At 74.9% G+C, this 17,238-nt stretch carries 18 protein-coding genes; 4 read left to right on the forward strand and 14 right to left on the reverse strand.

The window, feature by feature from the left end; genetic code table 11:
- Positions 1-12 precede the first annotated feature (12 nt).
- The gene (locus LPA27_RS13845; protein WP_228942819.1) at positions 13-1,566 is read left to right on the forward strand and encodes a glycoside hydrolase domain-containing protein; all 1,554 of its coding nucleotides are present in this window, start codon (positions 13-15) and stop codon (positions 1,564-1,566) included.
- A 181-nt stretch (positions 1,567-1,747) separates the two neighbouring features.
- Here the strand turns inward: LPA27_RS13845 and LPA27_RS13850 are convergent, their stop codons facing one another.
- From LPA27_RS13850 to LPA27_RS13865, 4 genes are read right to left on the reverse strand one after another with little or no spacing between them, the layout of a single operon-like run.
- Positions 1,748-2,191: a DUF3817 domain-containing protein gene (locus tag LPA27_RS13850; protein WP_228942820.1), complete on the reverse strand. Its 444-nt coding sequence runs from the start codon at positions 2,189-2,191 to the stop codon at positions 1,748-1,750.
- On the reverse strand, positions 2,188-2,865 hold the full coding sequence (gene purQ / locus LPA27_RS13855) for a phosphoribosylformylglycinamidine synthase subunit PurQ (RefSeq protein ID WP_056903333.1): 678 nt from the start codon (positions 2,863-2,865) through the stop codon (positions 2,188-2,190). The genes LPA27_RS13850 and purQ overlap by 4 nt, the downstream gene beginning before the upstream one ends.
- Positions 2,862-3,116 carry a phosphoribosylformylglycinamidine synthase subunit PurS gene (gene purS / locus LPA27_RS13860; protein WP_056863336.1) on the reverse strand — a complete coding sequence of 85 codons (255 nt, stop codon included), beginning with the start codon at positions 3,114-3,116 and terminating at the stop codon, positions 2,862-2,864. The genes purQ and purS overlap by 4 nt, the downstream gene beginning before the upstream one ends.
- 9 nt (positions 3,117-3,125) lie before the next feature.
- Positions 3,126-3,410: a hypothetical protein gene (locus LPA27_RS13865; RefSeq protein ID WP_228942821.1), complete on the reverse strand. Its 285-nt coding sequence runs from the start codon at positions 3,408-3,410 to the stop codon at positions 3,126-3,128.
- Positions 3,411-3,544: 134 nt separating this feature from the next.
- Between LPA27_RS13865 and LPA27_RS13870 the strand changes: the two genes are divergently transcribed.
- Positions 3,545-4,060: a general stress protein gene (locus LPA27_RS13870; protein ID WP_200918983.1), complete on the forward strand. Its 516-nt coding sequence runs from the start codon at positions 3,545-3,547 to the stop codon at positions 4,058-4,060.
- Positions 4,061-4,091: 31 nt separating this feature from the next.
- Here LPA27_RS13870 and LPA27_RS13875 read toward each other — a convergent pair whose 3' ends face one another.
- The 7 genes from LPA27_RS13875 to LPA27_RS13905 form a co-directional block, all read right to left on the reverse strand.
- Positions 4,092-4,250, reverse strand: coding sequence for a hypothetical protein (locus LPA27_RS13875; RefSeq protein WP_228942828.1), 159 nt, complete (start codon positions 4,248-4,250; stop codon positions 4,092-4,094).
- A gap of 32 nt (positions 4,251-4,282) precedes the next feature.
- On the reverse strand, positions 4,283-5,839 hold the full coding sequence (locus LPA27_RS13880; protein ID WP_056903332.1) for a long-chain-fatty-acid--CoA ligase: 1,557 nt from the start codon (positions 5,837-5,839) through the stop codon (positions 4,283-4,285).
- A gap of 47 nt (positions 5,840-5,886) precedes the next feature.
- Positions 5,887-6,312 carry an SRPBCC family protein gene (locus LPA27_RS13885; RefSeq protein ID WP_056903331.1) on the reverse strand — a complete coding sequence of 142 codons (426 nt, stop codon included), beginning with the start codon at positions 6,310-6,312 and terminating at the stop codon, positions 5,887-5,889.
- A gap of 1 nt (position 6,313) precedes the next feature.
- Positions 6,314-7,216: a phosphoribosylaminoimidazolesuccinocarboxamide synthase gene (locus tag LPA27_RS13890; protein ID WP_228942822.1), complete on the reverse strand. Its 903-nt coding sequence runs from the start codon at positions 7,214-7,216 to the stop codon at positions 6,314-6,316.
- A 42-nt stretch (positions 7,217-7,258) separates the two neighbouring features.
- Entirely contained in the window at positions 7,259-7,783 is a 525-nt protein-coding gene (locus tag LPA27_RS13895) for a hypothetical protein (protein ID WP_228942823.1), read from the reverse strand.
- Positions 7,784-7,841: 58 nt separating this feature from the next.
- Complete coding sequence (gene malQ / locus LPA27_RS13900) at positions 7,842-9,773, reverse strand: 4-alpha-glucanotransferase (protein ID WP_228942824.1); 1,932 nt, start codon at positions 9,771-9,773, stop codon at positions 7,842-7,844.
- 106 nt (positions 9,774-9,879) lie between these two features.
- Positions 9,880-10,476 (reverse strand): antibiotic biosynthesis monooxygenase, encoded by a 597-nt coding sequence (locus LPA27_RS13905; RefSeq protein ID WP_056863329.1) that lies wholly within the window; start codon positions 10,474-10,476, stop codon positions 9,880-9,882.
- A gap of 120 nt (positions 10,477-10,596) precedes the next feature.
- Between LPA27_RS13905 and LPA27_RS13910 the strand changes: the two genes are divergently transcribed.
- Complete coding sequence (locus tag LPA27_RS13910) at positions 10,597-12,072, forward strand: MFS transporter (RefSeq protein ID WP_228942825.1); 1,476 nt, start codon at positions 10,597-10,599, stop codon at positions 12,070-12,072.
- A gap of 72 nt (positions 12,073-12,144) precedes the next feature.
- Here the strand turns inward: LPA27_RS13910 and purB are convergent, their stop codons facing one another.
- From purB to purD, 3 genes are all read right to left on the reverse strand, one after another.
- A complete protein-coding gene (purB, locus tag LPA27_RS13915; protein ID WP_056903328.1) occupies positions 12,145-13,563 on the reverse strand; it encodes an adenylosuccinate lyase in 1,419 nt (472 codons plus the stop codon).
- A gap of 70 nt (positions 13,564-13,633) precedes the next feature.
- A complete protein-coding gene (locus LPA27_RS13920) occupies positions 13,634-14,296 on the reverse strand; it encodes a hypothetical protein (RefSeq protein WP_228942826.1) in 663 nt (220 codons plus the stop codon).
- 499 nt (positions 14,297-14,795) lie between these two features.
- Complete coding sequence (purD, locus tag LPA27_RS13925) at positions 14,796-16,049, reverse strand: phosphoribosylamine--glycine ligase (protein WP_056904184.1); 1,254 nt, start codon at positions 16,047-16,049, stop codon at positions 14,796-14,798.
- 229 nt (positions 16,050-16,278) lie between these two features.
- Between purD and LPA27_RS13930 the strand changes: the two genes are divergently transcribed.
- Positions 16,279-17,238 (forward strand): serine/threonine-protein kinase (locus LPA27_RS13930; protein ID WP_228942827.1); only part of this gene is annotated, 960 nt, incomplete at its 3' end.

Genomic DNA, 17,238 nt, shown 5'->3' on the forward strand with positions numbered 1-17,238 from the left:
CGTGTGGTTAAGGTGACCCGGATCCAGCCCGCTGGGTCGTACGACGAGCTGTCCTTCCCCCAGCCCTGGAGCACCGCCATGACCCGCCCCGCCCCGCTGTCACCCGCCTCGACCACCGCTGCCGGCCGACCCGCGCGCCGGCGCCGCACCCTGGTCTCGAGCGCCCTCACCGGCGTGCTCGCCCTGGGTGCCCTGGCCGCCGTCACCGGGGTCGCCGGGAGCACCGGCCCGGGCGCCGAGCGCGCTGACGCGGCGAGCCTGACCTCCTCGACCACGGCCGCCGCGGCCCGCCGCGAGGGCGAGGTCGTCGTGCCCGGCGACTTCACCGGCTACGGCTTCGACCAGTGCCTGGCGCCGACGCAGGAGACCATGAACACCTGGTGGCGCACCTCGCCGTTCTCGGCGGTCGGCATCTACATCTCCGGTGACTCCCGCGCCTGCCGCAGCCAGCCCAACCTGACGCCGGCCTGGATCTCCACCCAGGTGCGCAAGGGCTGGCGGCTGCTGCCCATCACGCTCGGGCCGCAGGCCTCGTGCCAGCCGCGCTTCCCGCGCTACTCCGACGACCGGACGATCAACCCCTCCCCCGGCACCCAGGGCACCTACGTGCCCGCGCTCAAGATGGGCCGGCAGGAGGCCACCTCCAGCGTCGCCGACGCCGCCGCGCTCGGCATCGGCGCCGGCTCCACGCTCTGGTACGACCTCGAGGGCTACAACTCCGCCGACACCCACTGCCGCGAGTCGGCGCTGTCCTTCCTCTCGGGGTGGACCCAGCGCCTGCACGCCCTGGGCTACGTCTCGGGCGTCTACTCCTCGGCCGGCTCCGGCATCGCCGACCTCGACAAGGCCCGGATCAACCGTCCCGACCGCTTCACGCTGCCCGACCGGATCTGGATCGCCCGCTGGGACGGGGTGGCCGACACCTCCACCAGCTACATCCGCGAGGACGGCTGGCGCCCCGGCGGGAGGGTCAAGCAGTACCGCGGCGGCCACGACGAGGTCTGGGGCGGCGCCCGGATCAACATCGACAGCAACTGGCTCGACCTCGGTAAGGGTTCGACCGCCGCACCCGAGGAGCACTGCGGCGGCGTGCGGGTGAACTGGCCCGACTACGTGCCGCTCCAGGCCCCGGTCACCAAGAACGGTCGGACCACCACCTCCCCCGCCGCCCAGGTCACCGCCCTGCAGTGCCTGCTCAAGGAGGCCGGCGTCTACTCCGGCAAGCTCAACGGCGTCTACAACGACAAGCTCACCGCCGCGGTGCGCACCTGGCAGGGCCGCACCGGCGCCAAGGTCACCGGCAGCTGGTACCGCGACAGCTGGATGACGCTCCACGCCGCCGGCTCGCGCCCGGTGCTCAAGACCGGCTCCGCCGGCCCCGCCGTACGCCGCGTGCAGCGAGCCCTCAACGCCGCCAGCCCCGACACCCGCGTCGTCGTCACCGGCGTCTTCGCCGCCCCCACCGAGCGGGCCGTCAAGGCCTGGCAGCAGCGCACCGGCCAGCAGGCCTCCGGCGTCGTCAACGTCGCCACCTGGCGCAAGCTGGCCGCGGGGGCGCGCGGCTGAGGCTGCGGGTTTCACCAGCCGGCTGGTGACACCCGCACCTGTCGGCCCACGCGTCGGCCGACAGGTGCGGGTCCGGGCCGACCGGTGTGACGGCTGGGGCAGGTGGGGCCGACAGGTCCCGGGCTCCGGGCGGGGTACGCCGCTGGCGGGTTTCGCCAGCCGACCGGCGAAACCCGCGCGGTCAGCCGACCGGCGGGCCGGCGACGAGGGCGACGCCGGTGAGGACGACGACGGCCGCGAGGCCGGCGACGAGCCCGCGCAGCGGGTTGCGCAGCAGCCACGCGACGGGACGCTCGTGGCCGACCGGGGTCGCGGAGACCAGGCGCCAGGAGGCGCCGAGCTCGCCGCGGCGCTCGGCGGAGCGGTCGAACCACACCGTGAAGAACGGCGGGATCGAGGCCAGCAGGCCCAGCAGCAGCCGCTTGGTCGTCCAGCGCTGGTCGACGCCGACGACCACCGCGGTCAGGCAGTAGGCGATGAACACGATGCCGTGGAGCATGCCGCCGATGCGCACGCCGAGCTCGGTGGTCTCGGTGACGTACTTGAGGAACATGCCGCTGAGCAGCAGCGCCCAGGTGATCGCCTCGGCGACGGCGACGGTGCGGAAGAGGCGCAGCGGGCTCACGCGAAGGTCGCCCCCGCGAGCGCGGCCAGCGAGGTGAAGAAGCCCAGGCCGTCGGTGCCGGTGCCGGTGAGGGCCTCCACCGAGTGCTCGGGGTGGGGCATGAGGCCGACGACGTTGCCGCGCTCGTTGGTGACCCCGGCGATGTCGCGCATCGAGCCGTTGGGGTTGTGCTCGAGGTAGCGCGCGACCACGAGCCCCTCGCCCTCGAGGCGGTCGAGCGTGGCGGCGTCGGCGACGTAGCCGCCCTCGCCGTTCTTCAGCGCGATGGTGATCTCGGCGCCCTCGTCGTAGGCCGACGTCCAGGCGGTGGAGGCGTTCTCGACGCGCAGCCGCTGGTCGCGGCACACGAACGTGCGGTGGTCGTTGCGGATGAGCGCGCCGGGCAGCAGGTGCGACTCGCAGAGGATCTGGAAGCCGTTGCAGATGCCGAGCACCGGCATGCCGCGCTCGGCGGCCGCGATCACCTCGGTCATCACCGGCGAGAAGCGCGAGATCGCACCGCAGCGCAGGTAGTCGCCGTAGGAGAAGCCGCCGGGGAGCACGACGGCGTCCACGCCGCGCAGGTCGTGGTCGCCGTGCCACAGCGCGACGGCCTCGTGGCCGCCGATGCGCACCGCGCGCTGCGCGTCGACGTCGTCGAGGGAGCCCGGGAAGGTGACGACGCCGACCCTCATGCGGGCTGGCCGTCCTCGACACGCACGGTGAAGCTCTCGATCACCGGGTTGGACAGCAGCGTCTCGGCCATGCGGTGCACGTCGGCGAGCACGGCGTCGCTCACCTCGGCCACCTCCAGCTCGAAGCGCTTGCCCTGGCGGACGTCGAGGACGCCGCTGAAGCCGAGCCGGGGCAGCGCGCCCTGGACGGCCTTGCCCTGCGGGTCGAGGATCTCGGGCTTGGGCATGACGTCGACGACGACTCGAGGCATGGGTCGATCCTACGGGCGCGGGTCGGCGTCCGGCTCGTCGGTGGGCGTGACGTCCACGACCCGGGCATCACCCCAGGGGCTGCCGACCACCTGCGCCCCGTCGGCGGAGGCCGGGGCCGACAGCGCGAGGTTGACCGCGATGACGGTGGCCGAGGCGGTCAGCGACGCCGTCGCGAGCACCGTACGCCGCCGCCGCGGCCGCACCGGGGGCCGCGGCCCGGGGGCCCCGGAGTCGAGGGGCGGGTCGAGGGGCGGGTCGTGGGTGGGGTCGTCGGCGGGGTGAGGGGGCTCCATGTCCTCCGAGGATCCCGGCCGGTCCCGGCCGGGGCCTGACACCGGGCTGTGGTTCGGCTGAGAACTGGACCCGGGAGGCAGCTCTCACCCCTCCGGCCCTGTGCTCGGCGGCCCCGGGGGCACATGATCGACCCATGAGCATGAACTCCCCCGCCGGCCGCCGCGTCGACCCCACGTCCCCGCTCCGCCTGGAGTTCCCGCAGTCGCTGGCCGTCTACGACGACTACGCCGCCGCGCAGCGCACCGTCGACTACCTGTCGGACCAGAAGTTCCCGGTCGAGCAGGTGCTGATCGTCGGCACCGACCTCAAGCGCATCGAGCGGGTCACCGGGCGTCTCACCACCGGCCGGGTCGCGGCGGGCGGCGTGCTGTCGGGGCTGTGGCTCGGCGTCTTCGTCGGGCTGCTCTTCAGCATCTTCTCCGAGGAGCCGCTGCTGACCACCCTGCTCTCCACCGCGCTGGTCGGGGCGCTCTTCGGCGTGATCTGGGCCCTGGTCGGCTACGCCGCCACCCGGGGTCGTCGCGACTTCTCCTCGGTCACCCAGGTGGTCGCCACCCGCTACGAGGTGCTGGTGGAGCACCGGGTGGCCGCCCAGGCCCGTGAGCTGCTGGCCGGGCTGCCCGGGAGCCTGCCCGACCCGTTCGCCTGAGGCCCGCCCCTCCCGGGGTCGGTCGCCCGGGTCAGTGGCGCTTCTGGAGCACCACGATGGCCAGGGCGACCCCGAAGCCGGCGAGGATCGGGCCCACGATCGCCCAGGTGTCCTCCCCCGACATGGCGCTGCCGCCGAGGTGGCCCAGACCCTGGAGGGTCCAGACCGCCCCGGCGGCGACCATGAGCACCGCGAGCGCGAGCCCGAGGGCCTTGCGAGCGGTCAGGACAGCTCCCGCTTGAGGATCTTGCCGGTCGCGGTCATCGGCAGGTCGCCGACGATCTCGACCTGGCGGGGGTACTTGTAGCCCGCCATCTGCTCCTTGCCCCAGGCCACCAGCTCCTCGGAGGTGGTGGTGGCGCCGTCGTTGAGGATGACGTAGGCCTTGATCTCCTCGCCGTGGCTCTCGTGGGGCACACCGATGACCGCGGCCAGCGAGACGTCCTCGTGGGTCATCAGCACCTCCTCGATCTCGCGGGGGTACACGTTGAAGCCACCGCGGATGATCATGTCCTTGGAGCGGTCGACGATGTAGTACCAGCCGTCCTCGTCGCGCCGGCCCAGGTCGCCGGAGCGGAACCAGTCGTCCTGGAGCACCTCGTCGGTGGCGTCGGGGCGGTTGTAGTAGCCCTTCATGATGTTGTGGCCCTTGATGGCGATCTCGCCGACGGCCTCGGGGTCGTCGTCGATCTCCTCCCAGCTCTCGGGCTTGAGCAGCTTCATCTCCACACCGGGGATGGGCAGTCCGATGGACCCGACGCGCACCGGCTCGCCGTACTTGCTGAAGGACGCGACCGGCGAGGTCTCGGAGAGGCCGTAGCCCTCGAGGATCGTGACGCCGAACTTCTTCTCGAACTTCTTGTGCACCTCCACCGGCAGCGCGGAGCCGCCGGCCGCGGCGACGCGGAGGTTCTGGGCGATCGAGGAGATGTCGACGCCCTCCTCGACGGCGCCCAGCAGGCCCCAGTACATCGTCGGCACGCCGGCGAAGAAGGTGACCTCCTCCTTGAGCATCAGGTCGAGCGCGGCCTTGGCCTCGAAGCGCGGGAGCATCACGACCGTGCCACCGAAGGCGAAGGCGCCGTTCTGGATCACGGTCTGGCCGAAGGAGTGGAAGAGCGGCAGCACGCACAGGTAGGTGTCGGGCTTGTCGGCGTCGGCACCGAAGAGGTCGACGCCGGCGAGGGCGTTGTCGCGCATGTTGCGGTGGCGCAGCTCCGCACCCTTGGGCTGACCGGTGGTGCCCGAGGTGTAGAGGATGACCGCGGTGTCGTCCTCGTCGGTGGCCACCGACTCGAAGGTCGGCGGCTGCTGCGACATCGCGCGGCCCATGGTCTCGGTGCCCTCGATCGGCGACTCGGCCGCCGGGTCGGCGGTGATCATGAAGAACTGCTCACAGCCCTCGGCCTGCTCGAAGCCCGCGTGGCCCTCCTTGCCGATGGCCAGCTCGGGGGTGCCCTGGAAGCAGAAGTAGGCCTTGGCCTCGGAGTCGCCGAGGTGGTAGGCCACCTCGCGCGCCTTGAGCAGCACGTTGAGCGGCACGACGGTGCCGCCGGCCTTGAGGATGCCGTAGTAGACGATCGTGAAGTAGGGCAGGTTCGGGCAGCTCAGGGCGACCTTGTCGCCGGGCTGGATGCCGCGGGAGACCAGCAGGTTCGCCACCTGGTTGGCCGCGCCGTCGACCTGGGCGTAGGTGAGCCGGGTGTCGCCGAAGATGATCGCGTCGCGATCGCCGTACTTCTCGGCGCTGGTCTCGAGCAGGCTGGACAGGTTGAACACGTATGGCCTCCGTCACGTCGTGTGGTGGGGGCCAACCTACTGGTGGGTCACGAACGCCGCGACAGGATGTCCGCGGCTCGGCGCAGGTCGGCCCCGACGGCGGGCACGGAGGCCAGCGTGGCGGCCAGCCCGAGGGGGCCGAGGGCGTGGATGCGGAAGCGGTACGCGACCACGCAGGTCTGCGGCGTCGGGGCGGTGAGCTCGAGGGTGAGGTCGGCGCGCACGAAGCGCCACGTGCCCGACTCGCTCCACCGCTCGGGCCGCGCCAGCTCGGTGGTGCGCATCGCGGGCCGCAGGCCCGGCACCGTGACGTCGGTCCAGGTCTGGCCGACGCGGGGCTCGCCGTCGACGTCGTCGACGCGGCGCAGGCTCGACTGCCACTCCGCGCGGTGGTGGGGGTCGACGAGGTAGTCGAAGACGACCTCGCGGGGGGCGGCGACGTCGACGGTGCCGCCGAAGGTCCTCGCGGTCATCTCAGAACCTCTCGCCCGTGAGCAGCTCGTAGGCCTCGACGTAGCGCTCCCGCGTGCGCTCGACGACCTCGGCGGGCAGCGGCGGCGGCGCCTCGCCGGAGGCGCGGTCCCAGCCCGACTCCGGCGAGAGGGCCCAGTTGCGCACGATCTGCTTGTCGTAGGACGGCTGGGTGCGGCCGGGCTGCCAGGCGTCGGCGGGCCAGAAGCGGGAGGAGTCGGGGGTGAGCACCTCGTCGCCCAGCACGGTCGTGCCGTCGGCGCGGGCGCCGAACTCCAGCTTGGTGTCGGCCAGCACGATGCCCCGCTCGCGGGCCAGCGCCTCGGCGCGGGCGTAGACGGCCAGGGTGAGGTCGCGCAGCTCCTCCGCGGCCGTGTCGCCGATGGTGGCCGCGACGGCGGCGTAGGAGACGTTCTCGTCGTGCTCGCCCAGCTCGGCCTTGGTGGCCGGGGTGAAGATCGGCTCCGGGAGCCGGCTGCCGTCGACCAGGCCGGCCGGGAGCGCGACCCCGCAGACCTCGCCGCTGGCGGTGTAGTCGACCAGGCCGGAGCCGGTGAGGTAGCCCCGCGCGACGCACTCGACCGGCCACATCGCCAGCCGTTCGCAGACCACCGCGCGCCCCGCGACGGCCGCCGGCACGTCGGTGGACAGCACGTGGTGGGGCACGAGGTCGGCGAGCTGGTCGAACCACCACAGCGACATCCGGGTGAGGATCTCGCCCTTGTCGGGGATGGTCGAGTCGAGCACGAAGTCGAAGATCGAGATCCGGTCGCTGGCCACCATGAGCAGCTGACCGGCGTGCTCGCCCTCCTCGAGCTCGTAGAGGTCGCGCACCTTGCCCGAGTGCAGCGGGCGCGCACCCGCGATCGGGGGTGCGGTGGGGATGTTGAGGTCGGCGGCGCTCACGGGCTCAGCCTAGAGGGCGGCGCCCCGCCCGGCGGTGGGCGCTCAGCAGCCGCAGGTGTAGTAGGTGACGTCCCAGTGGTTGCCCTCGTCGGCGTACTCGTTGCCCGAGGCGGCGCGGTAGAGCGCGGCGCCGTCGCTGCGCTGGCCGACGTAGGTGTAGGTGCGCTGCACCCACGAGGTGAGGCAGGAGGTGCGGGAGAAGTCGAGCTTGTAGCCCGCGCTGTGGCTGTAGGTGCCGCCGGCGTGACCGGTCTCGGTGCCACCGGTGATGGTCAGCGCGCAGCCGCTGGCCCGCTTCAAGGTGATCGCACCGTCGACGCTGGTCTGGCGCAGGCCGTCGAAGGAGGTGCAGGTCGGCACGGTGCGGTCGGTGCAGCCGCCCGAGGAGGTCCAGGTGATGCCGGCGGCGCGGAACTGCGTCTCCGCGCTCGCCTGGGTCACCGCCGAGGCGGGCGCGGCCAGGGCGAGCGACCCGACGAGGCCGGCCAGCGCGGCCGCCGCGGCGGTCGCGGCGCGGCGCGGCGTACGACGGGGGCGTGCGGGGAGGGCGGTGGTCGAGGAGGTCATGCCCCGAGCCTGCGCGAGGTCGTGCCGCGGGGACAACGCCCCCGGCGCAGGTCAAGGGTTATCCCCGACCGGCTCCCCCGTCGGCCGCACGCCCGGCCCCGCGCCCGGCCCCATGCTCGGCCACCCGGCCGGCCACCCGCTGGGCGAGGTGGTCGGCGGGGCCGGCCACGAGGTCCTCGACGGCCAGGGGCAGCGGGAGGCACCAGTTGGGTCGCTCGGTGGTGCCCGGCACGTTGGGCCGGCGCTCCTCGCCCAGGGCGTCCTCCAGCGAGAGCGACAGCATGAGGCAGGGCGCCTGGGCGAGCCTCTCGTAGGCCGCGGCGACGGCCCGGTCGGGCCCGTCGTCGGGCGCGAGCGCGTCGTGGCGCAGCAGCCGCTCGCGCAGCTCCTCGCGGCCCGCGCGCACGGCGGCGGGGTCCATGTCGCTGCTGGCCAGCTGGTCCTCGACGTCGCTGCCGGTCCACAGCCCGGCCACGGTGGGCAGGTCGTGGGTGGTGACGGTGGCGAGGGCGCTGGTGGGCCAGGTCGCCGGCTCCTCGTCCTCGAACCACAGCACGCGGTAGGTGAGCACGTCGCGCTCGGCCAGCGCCTCGCGGACCCCCGGCTCGACGGTGCCGAGGTCCTCGCCGACCACGACGGCGCGGGCGCGGTGGGACTCCAGCGCCACGATGTCGAGCAGGTCGTCGCTGGGGTAGCGCACGTAGGCGCCCTGCGTGGGCTCGGCGCCCTCGGGGATCCACCACAGCCGGAAGAGGCCCATCACGTGGTCGACGCGCAGCCCGCCGGCGCCGGCGAGGGTGGCGCGCACGGCCTCGACGAAGGGCTCGTAGTCGGCCTCCTGCAGGCGCCAGGGCACCAGCGGCGGGGAGCCCCAGTCCTGGCCGCTGGAGTTGAGCGCGTCGGGCGGAGCGCCGACGGTGACGCCGTCGGCGAGCACGCCCTGCCACGACCAGGCGTCGGACCCCCCGCCGGAGACGCCGATCGGCAGGTCCTGCACGACGGTGAGGTCGCCGGAGGCGGCGCGCAGCTGGGCGTCGAGCAGCCACTGCAGCCAGGCGTGGAAGGTGACGTCGTCGGCGCGCTCGCGCGCCAGGTCGGCGACGGCCGGGCCGTCGGGATCGCGCAGGGCCTCGGGCCAGGTGTGCCAGTCGGCGCCGTGGTCACCGGCGACCACGCTCCACAGCGCGAAGCGCTCGAGCCCCTCGCCCTCCGCGCGGCGCCACGCGGCGAAGTCGTCCCCGGCACCCTCGGGTCGCTCCCCCGGGCCGCTGCGGTCGAGCACGGCGCGCAGGGCGCGGGCCTTGAGCGGCCACACGCGGTCCCGGTCGACCAGGTCGGTGGCGCGGGCCGCGGCGAGGTCCTCGACCAGGTCGAGCTCGGCCAGCAGCGCGTCGTCCCAGCCCGGCACGTCCTCGACGCGGAGGTAGAGCGGGTTGCGGAAGCGGCGGGTGGCCGGCAGGTAGGGGCTGGCCTCCTGCGGCACCGACGGGCCCACGGCGTGCAGCGGGTTGACCACAAGCAGCCCGCCGCCCAGGCGCTCGGTCCAGCGGCGCAGCGCGGCGAGGTCGCCCAGGTCGCCGATGCCCCAGCCGGCGCGCGAGCGCGCGGCGTAGAGCTGCACCGCCCAGCCCCAGGTGGGCTGCTCGGGGGTCCAGCAGCGACCGGGCGAGACCACCAGCCGCCGCTCGACGCCCTCGGCGGTGGTGAGGCGGTGGTAGCCCAGCGGGAAGTCGGCGGGCAGCGGGCCGTCGACCTCGTGCCGGCTCCCGTCCTCGCAGACGACCCGCACGGCGCCCAGGCCGAGGTCGCGCCCGGGCCGGGAGACCAGCGGCCCGCGGGCGGCCAGGTCGTCGGGCGGGGTGCCGATGACCTCGCGCAGCGCGGCGACCGTGGCCTCCGGCGCCTCCCGGGGCTCGTCGTCGGCGTCGAGCCAGGTCAGCTGGAGGCCGCGGTCGTCGACGCGCGGCTCGAAGGGGGTCGCGTCGGGCACGCCCCCGACCCTAGGAGCCGCGCGGTCGCCGCGGACCACCCCTCGTGGGGGGCCGTCCTGGCCCGCGGTCAGCACCTGCCGGGCGTGACGGCGGGCGCGCTGCCGCTCACCGGCGCTGGAGCGTCGTGCTGCGCCAGGGCGCGGGGCGGCCGTGGAGCCACCACTCCATCCGCCGGGTCATCCAGGGCAGGGCGAGGTAGGTCATGATCGGCGTCATCACCAGCACGGTGGCCAGCACGCGCAGCGGGAGCACGAGGTCGGCCACGACGTGGCCCGCGACCCAGTTGGCCAGCACGCTGAGCGGGTAGAACACCATGAAGATCACCGAGGCCTGCTTCCACCGCGGCGGCGCCGGCGGGGTCACCCGCAGGTCGCGCACGTCGCGGCTGGTGGGGTCGTCGAACCACCCCTCGATGCCCGTACGCCGCTCGACGCGGGACTCGGTCACCCCGAGCCCGGCCGAGGAGTCGCGCCACCACTGCCGCTCGTGGGAGGTCTCCCAGTGGGCCAGCGCCTCGGCGTCGGCGAAGCGGTAGAGCATGTGCCAGGTCTCCGAGTCGCGCTCGGGGCGCACCCACCCGGCGCCCAGGAAGCCGGGGAAGCGCTGGGCCAGCGCCGTGCCGGCCTGGAGCCAGCTGGCCATCTCGGCCTCGCGCCCGGGGTCGACGTGACGGGTGATGGAGACGGTCACCGGTGAGCCCATGCGACAAGCGTCGAGCCGCCCGGGCCCCACCGCAAATCTGGCGCCGCCGCCGCACGCCGCCGCCCGCCGCCGGGGCGGCCCACCCCTCCGGGTCTTGGGCGGTCGGGGAGGCTGGCCGGTGTGAGCGAGCGCGTGGTCCCGAGGTCGTCGACCGGCGAGGACCACCCCTCCCACCACGACGACGAGGAGCAGTGGGAGCCCGACCCGCGCCGCTGGCGCATCCTCGGGGTGTCGCTGGTGGTCGGCTTCATGTCGCTGCTCGACGTCTCCATCGTCAACGTCGCCGTGCCCTCCATGCAGGCCGGCCTCGACACCTCGGCCGGCACCATCCAGTGGGTCGTTTCCGGCTACGCGCTCACCTTCGGCCTCGTGCTCGTGGCCGGCGGCCGCCTCGGCGACGCCTACGGCCGTCGCCGGCTGATGCTGATCGGGCTCACCGGCTTCGTGCTCTCCAGCGCCGCGGTGGGACTCGCGCCGACGGCGGAGACCGTGGTCGCGGCCCGGCTCCTCCAGGGCGCCACCGCCGGCCTGCTCACCCCGCAGAACTCCGGGCTGATCCAGCAGCTCTTCCGCGGTCCCGAGCGCGGCCGTGCCTTCGGGCTCTTCGGGTTCACCGTCTCCTCGGCCTCCGCGGCCGGCCCGGTCATCGGCGGGGCGATCATCGCGCTCGCCGGTGAGGAGGACGGCTGGCGCTGGCTCTTCCTCATCAACGTGCCGATCGGCGTCGTCGCGGCGATCGCGGTGGTGCGGATGGTGCCCAAGCGCGTCCGCCGCGAGGACGACGACGACCCACGCATCGACGTGCCCGGCGCGCTGCTGCTCGGCGCCACGGTGCTGTGCCTGCTCTACCCCGTCGTGAGCGTCGAGAGCGGCGCGCGCCTGCCGCTGCTGCTCCTGCTCGGCGTGCCCCTCTTCGCGTGGGGCTTCGTGCGCTGGGAGCGCCGCACCGTGGGCCGCGGGCACCCGCCGCTGCTCGACGTCGCGCTGCTGCGCCGCCTGCCGGGCTACGCCAGCGGCCTCAGCGTCGGCACGCTGTACTTCACCGGCTTCACCGGGCTCCTGCTCGTGCTCTCGGTGCACCTCCAGGAGGGCCTGGGCTGGACCCCGCTGATGGCCGGCCTGCTGCTGGTGCCCTTCGCGCTCGGCTCGGCCACCAGCGCCCCGCTGGTGGGCCGCTGGATCTCCACGGTCGGCCGACGGATCACCGTGGCCGCCCTGGTCACCACCATGGTCGGCGTCGTCGCCGTGGCCCTCGTGGCGCCGGGCCGCGAGGGCACCACGCTGGTCCTGCTCGCGGCGCCCGCCCTGCTGCTGGCCGGCCTCGGCGGCGGCGCGGTCGTCTCCCCCAACATCACCCTCACCCTCGCCGACGTGCCGCCCCGCATCGGTGGCGCGGCCGGCGGAGCGCTGCAGACCGGCCAGCGCATCGGCGCCTCGATCGGCGCGGCGCTGCTGATGACCGTCTACCAGGTGGTCGCGGGGTCCTTCTCCCCCGGCGCGGGCCTGCGCGCGGCGCTGCTCACCGGCGTGCTGCTGCTGGGCGTCGCGCTGCTGCTCGCCGTACGCGCGCTGCGCCTGGAGCGGGCCCGCGCCTGAGGCCGGCACCGGCACGGCAGGGGCCCTGCCGTGCCCTGCCCACGGTCGGGTCCGGGGCGAGGCGGGCCTCGGTCAGAGGATGGCGCCGGGCGCGTACGCCGCCGCCGCCGGGTGCCGCTCGACCAGCGCGGCCACCTGCCGGCAGACCTGCTCGACCTGCTCGACCGCGGCGCCGGTGAAGGTGATCGGGTCGGCCACGAGCGCGTCGAGCTGCTCGGTGGTCAGGCCGAGCCGCTCGTCGGCGGCGAGGCGGGCGAAGACGTCGTTGTCGGCCTGGCCGCGGCGCATGTCGAGGGCCACCCCGACCGCGGCCTCCTTGATCGCCTCGTGGGCGCTCTCGCGGCCCACGCCGTTGCGCACGGCGCTCATCAGGACCTTCGTGGTGGCCAGGAAGGGCAGGTAGCGGTCGAGCTCGCGCTGGATCACCGCGGGGAACGCACCGAACTCGTCGAGCACGGTGAGGAAGGTCTGGAAGAGCCCGTCGGCGGCGAAGAAGGCGTCGGGTAGGGCCACCCGGCGCACCACCGAGCAGGAGACGTCGCCCTCGTTCCACTGGTCGCCGGCGAGCTCGCCGACCATCGAGAGGTAGCCGCGGGTGACCACCGCGAGGCCGTTGACCCGCTCGCAGGAGCGGGTGTTCATCTTGTGGGGCATGGCCGAGGAGCCGACCTGGCCCTCCTTGAAGCCCTCGGTGACGATCTCGTTGCCGGCCATCAGCCGGATCGTCGTGGCGAGGTTGGACGGTCCGGCGACCAGCTGCACCACGGCGGAGAGCACGTCGAAGTCGAGCGAGCGGGGGTAGACCTGGCCGACGCTGGTCAGCACCCGGTCGAAGCCGAGGTGGGCGGCCACGCGCTGCTCCAGGGCGGCCAGCTTGGTGGCGTCGCCGTCGAGCAGGTCGAGCATGTCCTGCGCGGTGCCCATCGGGCCCTTGATGCCGCGCAGGGGGTAGCGCGCGAGCAGCTCCTCGACGCGCTCGACGCCGATGAGCATCTCGTCGGCGACGGTCGCGAAGCGCTTGCCCAGCGTGGTGGCCTGGGCGGCGACGTTGTGCGAGCGGCCGGCCATCACGGTGCTCTGGTGCTCGGCGGCCAGGCGGGCCAGCCGGGCGACGGTGGCCACGGCCCGGTCGCGCAGCAGCTCCAGCGACTGCTTGAGCTGCAGCTGCTCGACGTTCTCGGTCAGGTCGCGCGAGGTCATGCCCTTGTGCACCTGCTCGTGGCCGGCCAGCGCGCAGAACTCCTCGATGCGCGCCTTCACGTCGTGGCGGGTGACCCGCTCGCGGGCGGCGATCGAGGCCAGGTCGACCTGCTCCACGACCGCCTCGTAGTCCTCGACCACGCCGTCGGGCACTGCGATCCCGAGGTCGCGCTGGGCGCGGAGGACAGCGATCCACAGCCGCCGCTCGAGGACGATCTTGTGCTCGGGCGACCAGATCTCGGCGAGGTCGGCGGCGGCGTAGCGGGTGGCGAGGACGTTGGGCACGGTCACGTACCTCATCCTCCCACGGTCGCGCCGCCCGTCCGCTCCCCGACGGCGGGGCCGGACCTCCTCGCGCCCCTCACCCGGCGCGGGGCGGCCGGACCAGCCGGTTGGCCGACCACCCGGTGCCGAGGAAGACCCAGGAGGGGCCGGGGCCCGCGGGGAGGCGGGTCTCGAGCAGGTCGCTCGCCCACCGCCCGGGCGGCTCGAGCCGGAAGTCGCTGGTGCGGCTCCCGATCCGCACGACGGCGCGGATCTCGGCCGCGACGGCCACGAAGCCGCCGGTGGTGCCGACCAGGGGGAGGAAGCCCTGGCGCCCCACGCGCTCCTTGAGCATCACCGCGCTGAAGGGCGACATGGCCCACTCCCGGCTCAGCCCCGCGACCTGGTCGTCCCAGGACGCGTCGGCCGGCACGACGCGGCGGGCCAGGAAGAGCCCGAGCGGGTACGCCGCTGCCAGCTCCTCGTCGGTGGGCACGCGCCGCCGCGCGAGGGCGAGCACTCGGTGGGCGTCGAAGAGGTGCGCCGAGCCGGCGCGGTCGGGGCGCCCCGCGAGCCCCGAGGCGAGCACCACCCGGGCCTGGCGCTCGGGCAGCCCGGCCCGGCGCAGGGCCGCCGTGGCCTCCCGCCCGGTCATGAGCGGGCGGGCCCGCCGCTGGGACGCACCCGGCGAGTCGCCCTCGGTGCCTCCGGCGGGGCCTCCGGGGGCGTCCCCGGGGGAGCCGCCGTCGGAGTGGGACACGGCAGGACGCTACGACGGCGGCGACCCCCGCCGCACGCCGCGCTGGGCGGCCTGTGGACGACGGGGCGAGGGCGCGGTAGGTCACAGGGTCACGGGGACGACCGGAGGGCCCCGAGGAGGAGGGAGTCCCTGAGAGGTGGTGCAAGCGTGCTAGGGGGAGGGGCACGGTCGTGCCCCTCCCCCTAGCACGCGGACGAGGCCTCTCGGGGCGCTTGCGACCCGGGCGCCCTCCGCCCGCCTGCCGCAGACCCGCGCACCCCGGGACCTGCAGGTGGCCCGGGGACCCGGGGGCAGCCGGAACCGAGGCAGCCGGGAACCGCGTCAGGGGCCAGACGCCCGGCACGCAGCAGGCGTACGGCGCCTCGGCGGCCGCGGCGGCCTCGACGGCCTCGGCGGCCTCGGCGGCGAGGCGGCGAGGCGGCGAGGCGGCGAGGGCTCTCACGCCCCGATCGCCGCGAGCCGCCTCGGTCGCAGGCCGGGCGCCACCCCAGGCGCTACCTCAGGCGCCGCCTCCCGCCGCGGCACCCGCGGCGATGTCGGTGCGGTGCTGCGCGCCGGGGAAGTCGACGGAGGCGACCCCGTCGTAGGCCGCCCGGCGGGCGGCGGCCAGGTCGGCCCCGGTGGCGACGACCGCGAGCACCCGACCGCCGGCGGTCACGAGGTCGCCGTCGCGCAGGGCCGTGCCGGCCTGGACGACGTGCACGTCGGGCAGGGCCTCGGCCGCGTCGATCCCGACGATCACGTCGCCCGACGACGAGGTCTCCGGGTAGCCGCGACTGGCCATCACGACCCCGACGGCCGCGCCCGGGCGCCACGCCGGCGGGGCGACGTCGGCCAAGGTGCCGGTGGCCGCGCCGACCAGCAGCGGCGAGAGCGGCGAGTCGAGCAGCGCCATCAGCGGCTGGGTCTCCGGGTCGCCGAAGCGGGCGTTGAACTCGACCACGCGGGTGCCGCGCGAGGTGAGGGCGAGCCCGGCGTACAGCAGCCCGGCGAAGGGGGTGCCGCGGCGGGCCATCTCGTCGACGGTGGGCTGGAGCACCGTGGCCAGCACCTCCTCGACGAGGTCGTCGGGGGCCCACGGCAGCGGGGTGTAGGCCCCCATGCCGCCGGTGTTGGGCCCGACGTCGCCGTCGCCGATGCGCTTGAAGTCCTGGGCCGGCTGGAGCGGGTAGACCGTCGCGCCGTCGGTGAGCGCGAAGAGCGAGACCTCCGGGCCGTCGAGGAACTCCTCGATCACCACGCGTCCGCAGCGTGCGGCGTGCTCGACGGCCTCGTCGCGGTCGAGGGTCACCACGACCCCCTTGCCGGCGGCCAGGCCGTCGTCCTTGACGACGTAGGGCGGGCCGTAGGCGTCGAGGGCGGCCTGCACCTCGACCGCGGAGGTGCACACCCGGGCGGCCGCGGTGGGCACCCCGGCCGCGGCCATGACGTCCTTGGCGAAGGCCTTCGACCCCTCGAGCTCGGCGGCGGCCCGGGTCGGGCCGAAGACCGCGATGCCACGGGCGCGGACGGCGTCGGCGACCCCGGCCACCAGCGGCGCCTCGGGCCCGACGACGACCAGGTCGGCGCCCAGCGACACCGCGAGGTCGGCGACGGCCTCGCCGTCGAGCGCGTCCACGTCGTGCAGCGTGGCGACGGCGGCGATGCCGGGGTTGCCCGGGGCGGCGTGCACCGCGGCGACGCCCGCGTCGTGGGCCAGGGCCCGGGCCAGCGCGTGCTCGCGACCACCGGGGCCCACGACCAGGCAGGTCAGCGGACCGGTCGGCACGGTGCCGGTCACGTGGGGTGCGGGACCGGTCCCGCCGTCGGCGCCGTCGCGAGACGCGGCCTGGGGCGGGGCGTGGGTCGGGTCCTGGGGCGAGGGGTCGGTCACGGTGCACCAGGGTAGTGGCCGCCGCCGGCGCCCCGCGCCGCAGCGACCCCGGTGAGCCGGGTGCTCCCGGCGGGGTTCAGGTCGCCTGCGAGGGGGAAGGACGCCCACCATGGCCTCACTCCCCCGCGTCGGTGACCAGTTCGACCGCTACCGCATCGACCACGAGATCGGCCGGGGCGGCATGGGCGTCGTCCTCGGCGCCACCGACCTGTCGCTGCACCGCCAGGTGGCCCTCAAGGTCGTCTCGGCCGAGCTGGGCGACTCCGAGGAGTTCCTGCGCCGCTTCGACCGCGAGGCCACCCTCCTGGCCCGGCTCGACTCCCCCCACGTCATCGAGATCTACGACCACGGCGAGCACGAGAACTGCCCCTACATCGCGACGCAGTACGTCGCCGGCGGCGACCTCGGCGGCCAGCTGCGCGCCCGCGGCCCCATGCCCCCGCAGCTGGCCGCGACCCTGTGCGCCCAGGTCGCCGACGCCCTCGCCGACGCCCACCGGGCCGGCGTGGTCCACCGCGACATCAAGCCCAGCAACGTGCTGCTGCGCGACGCCACCGCCGCCGACCTCCACGTCTACCTGTGCGACTTCGGCATCGCCCGCGCCGGCGACGAGGCCGACCACCTGACGGCCCCCGGCGCGGTGGCCGGCACCTGGAGCTACCTCTCGCCCGAGTGCGGCGAGGGCCGCGAGGCCACCCCGGCCTCCGACCTCTACTCCCTGGGCTGCCTCTTCTGGGCGGCACTGACCGGCACGGCCCCCTACGTCGGCTCCGACGTCGAGATCGCCATCGCCCACCAGACCTCCCCGGTGCGCCAGCTCACCGGCAGCGACGACTTCACCCGGTGGGCCAACGCCATCCTGGCGCGCAGCATGGCCAAGGACCCCGCCGACCGCTACCCCGACGCCGAGGCCATGCGCCAGGACCTCCTGGCCGCCGCGGCGACCCCGCTCGCTCCCGGCAGCGGCATCACCCCCGTGCCCGTGCCCGCTCCCGCCACGCCCACGGGGGCGTCGGGCCCCTCCGGCTCCGCCGGCTCGGGCTCCAGCGCCGCCGCTGCCGCCGCGGCC

It is taken from the genome of Nocardioides sp. Leaf374 (assembly GCF_916862475.1).
Lineage (GTDB): Bacteria > Actinomycetota > Actinomycetes > Propionibacteriales > Nocardioidaceae > Nocardioides > Nocardioides kribbensis.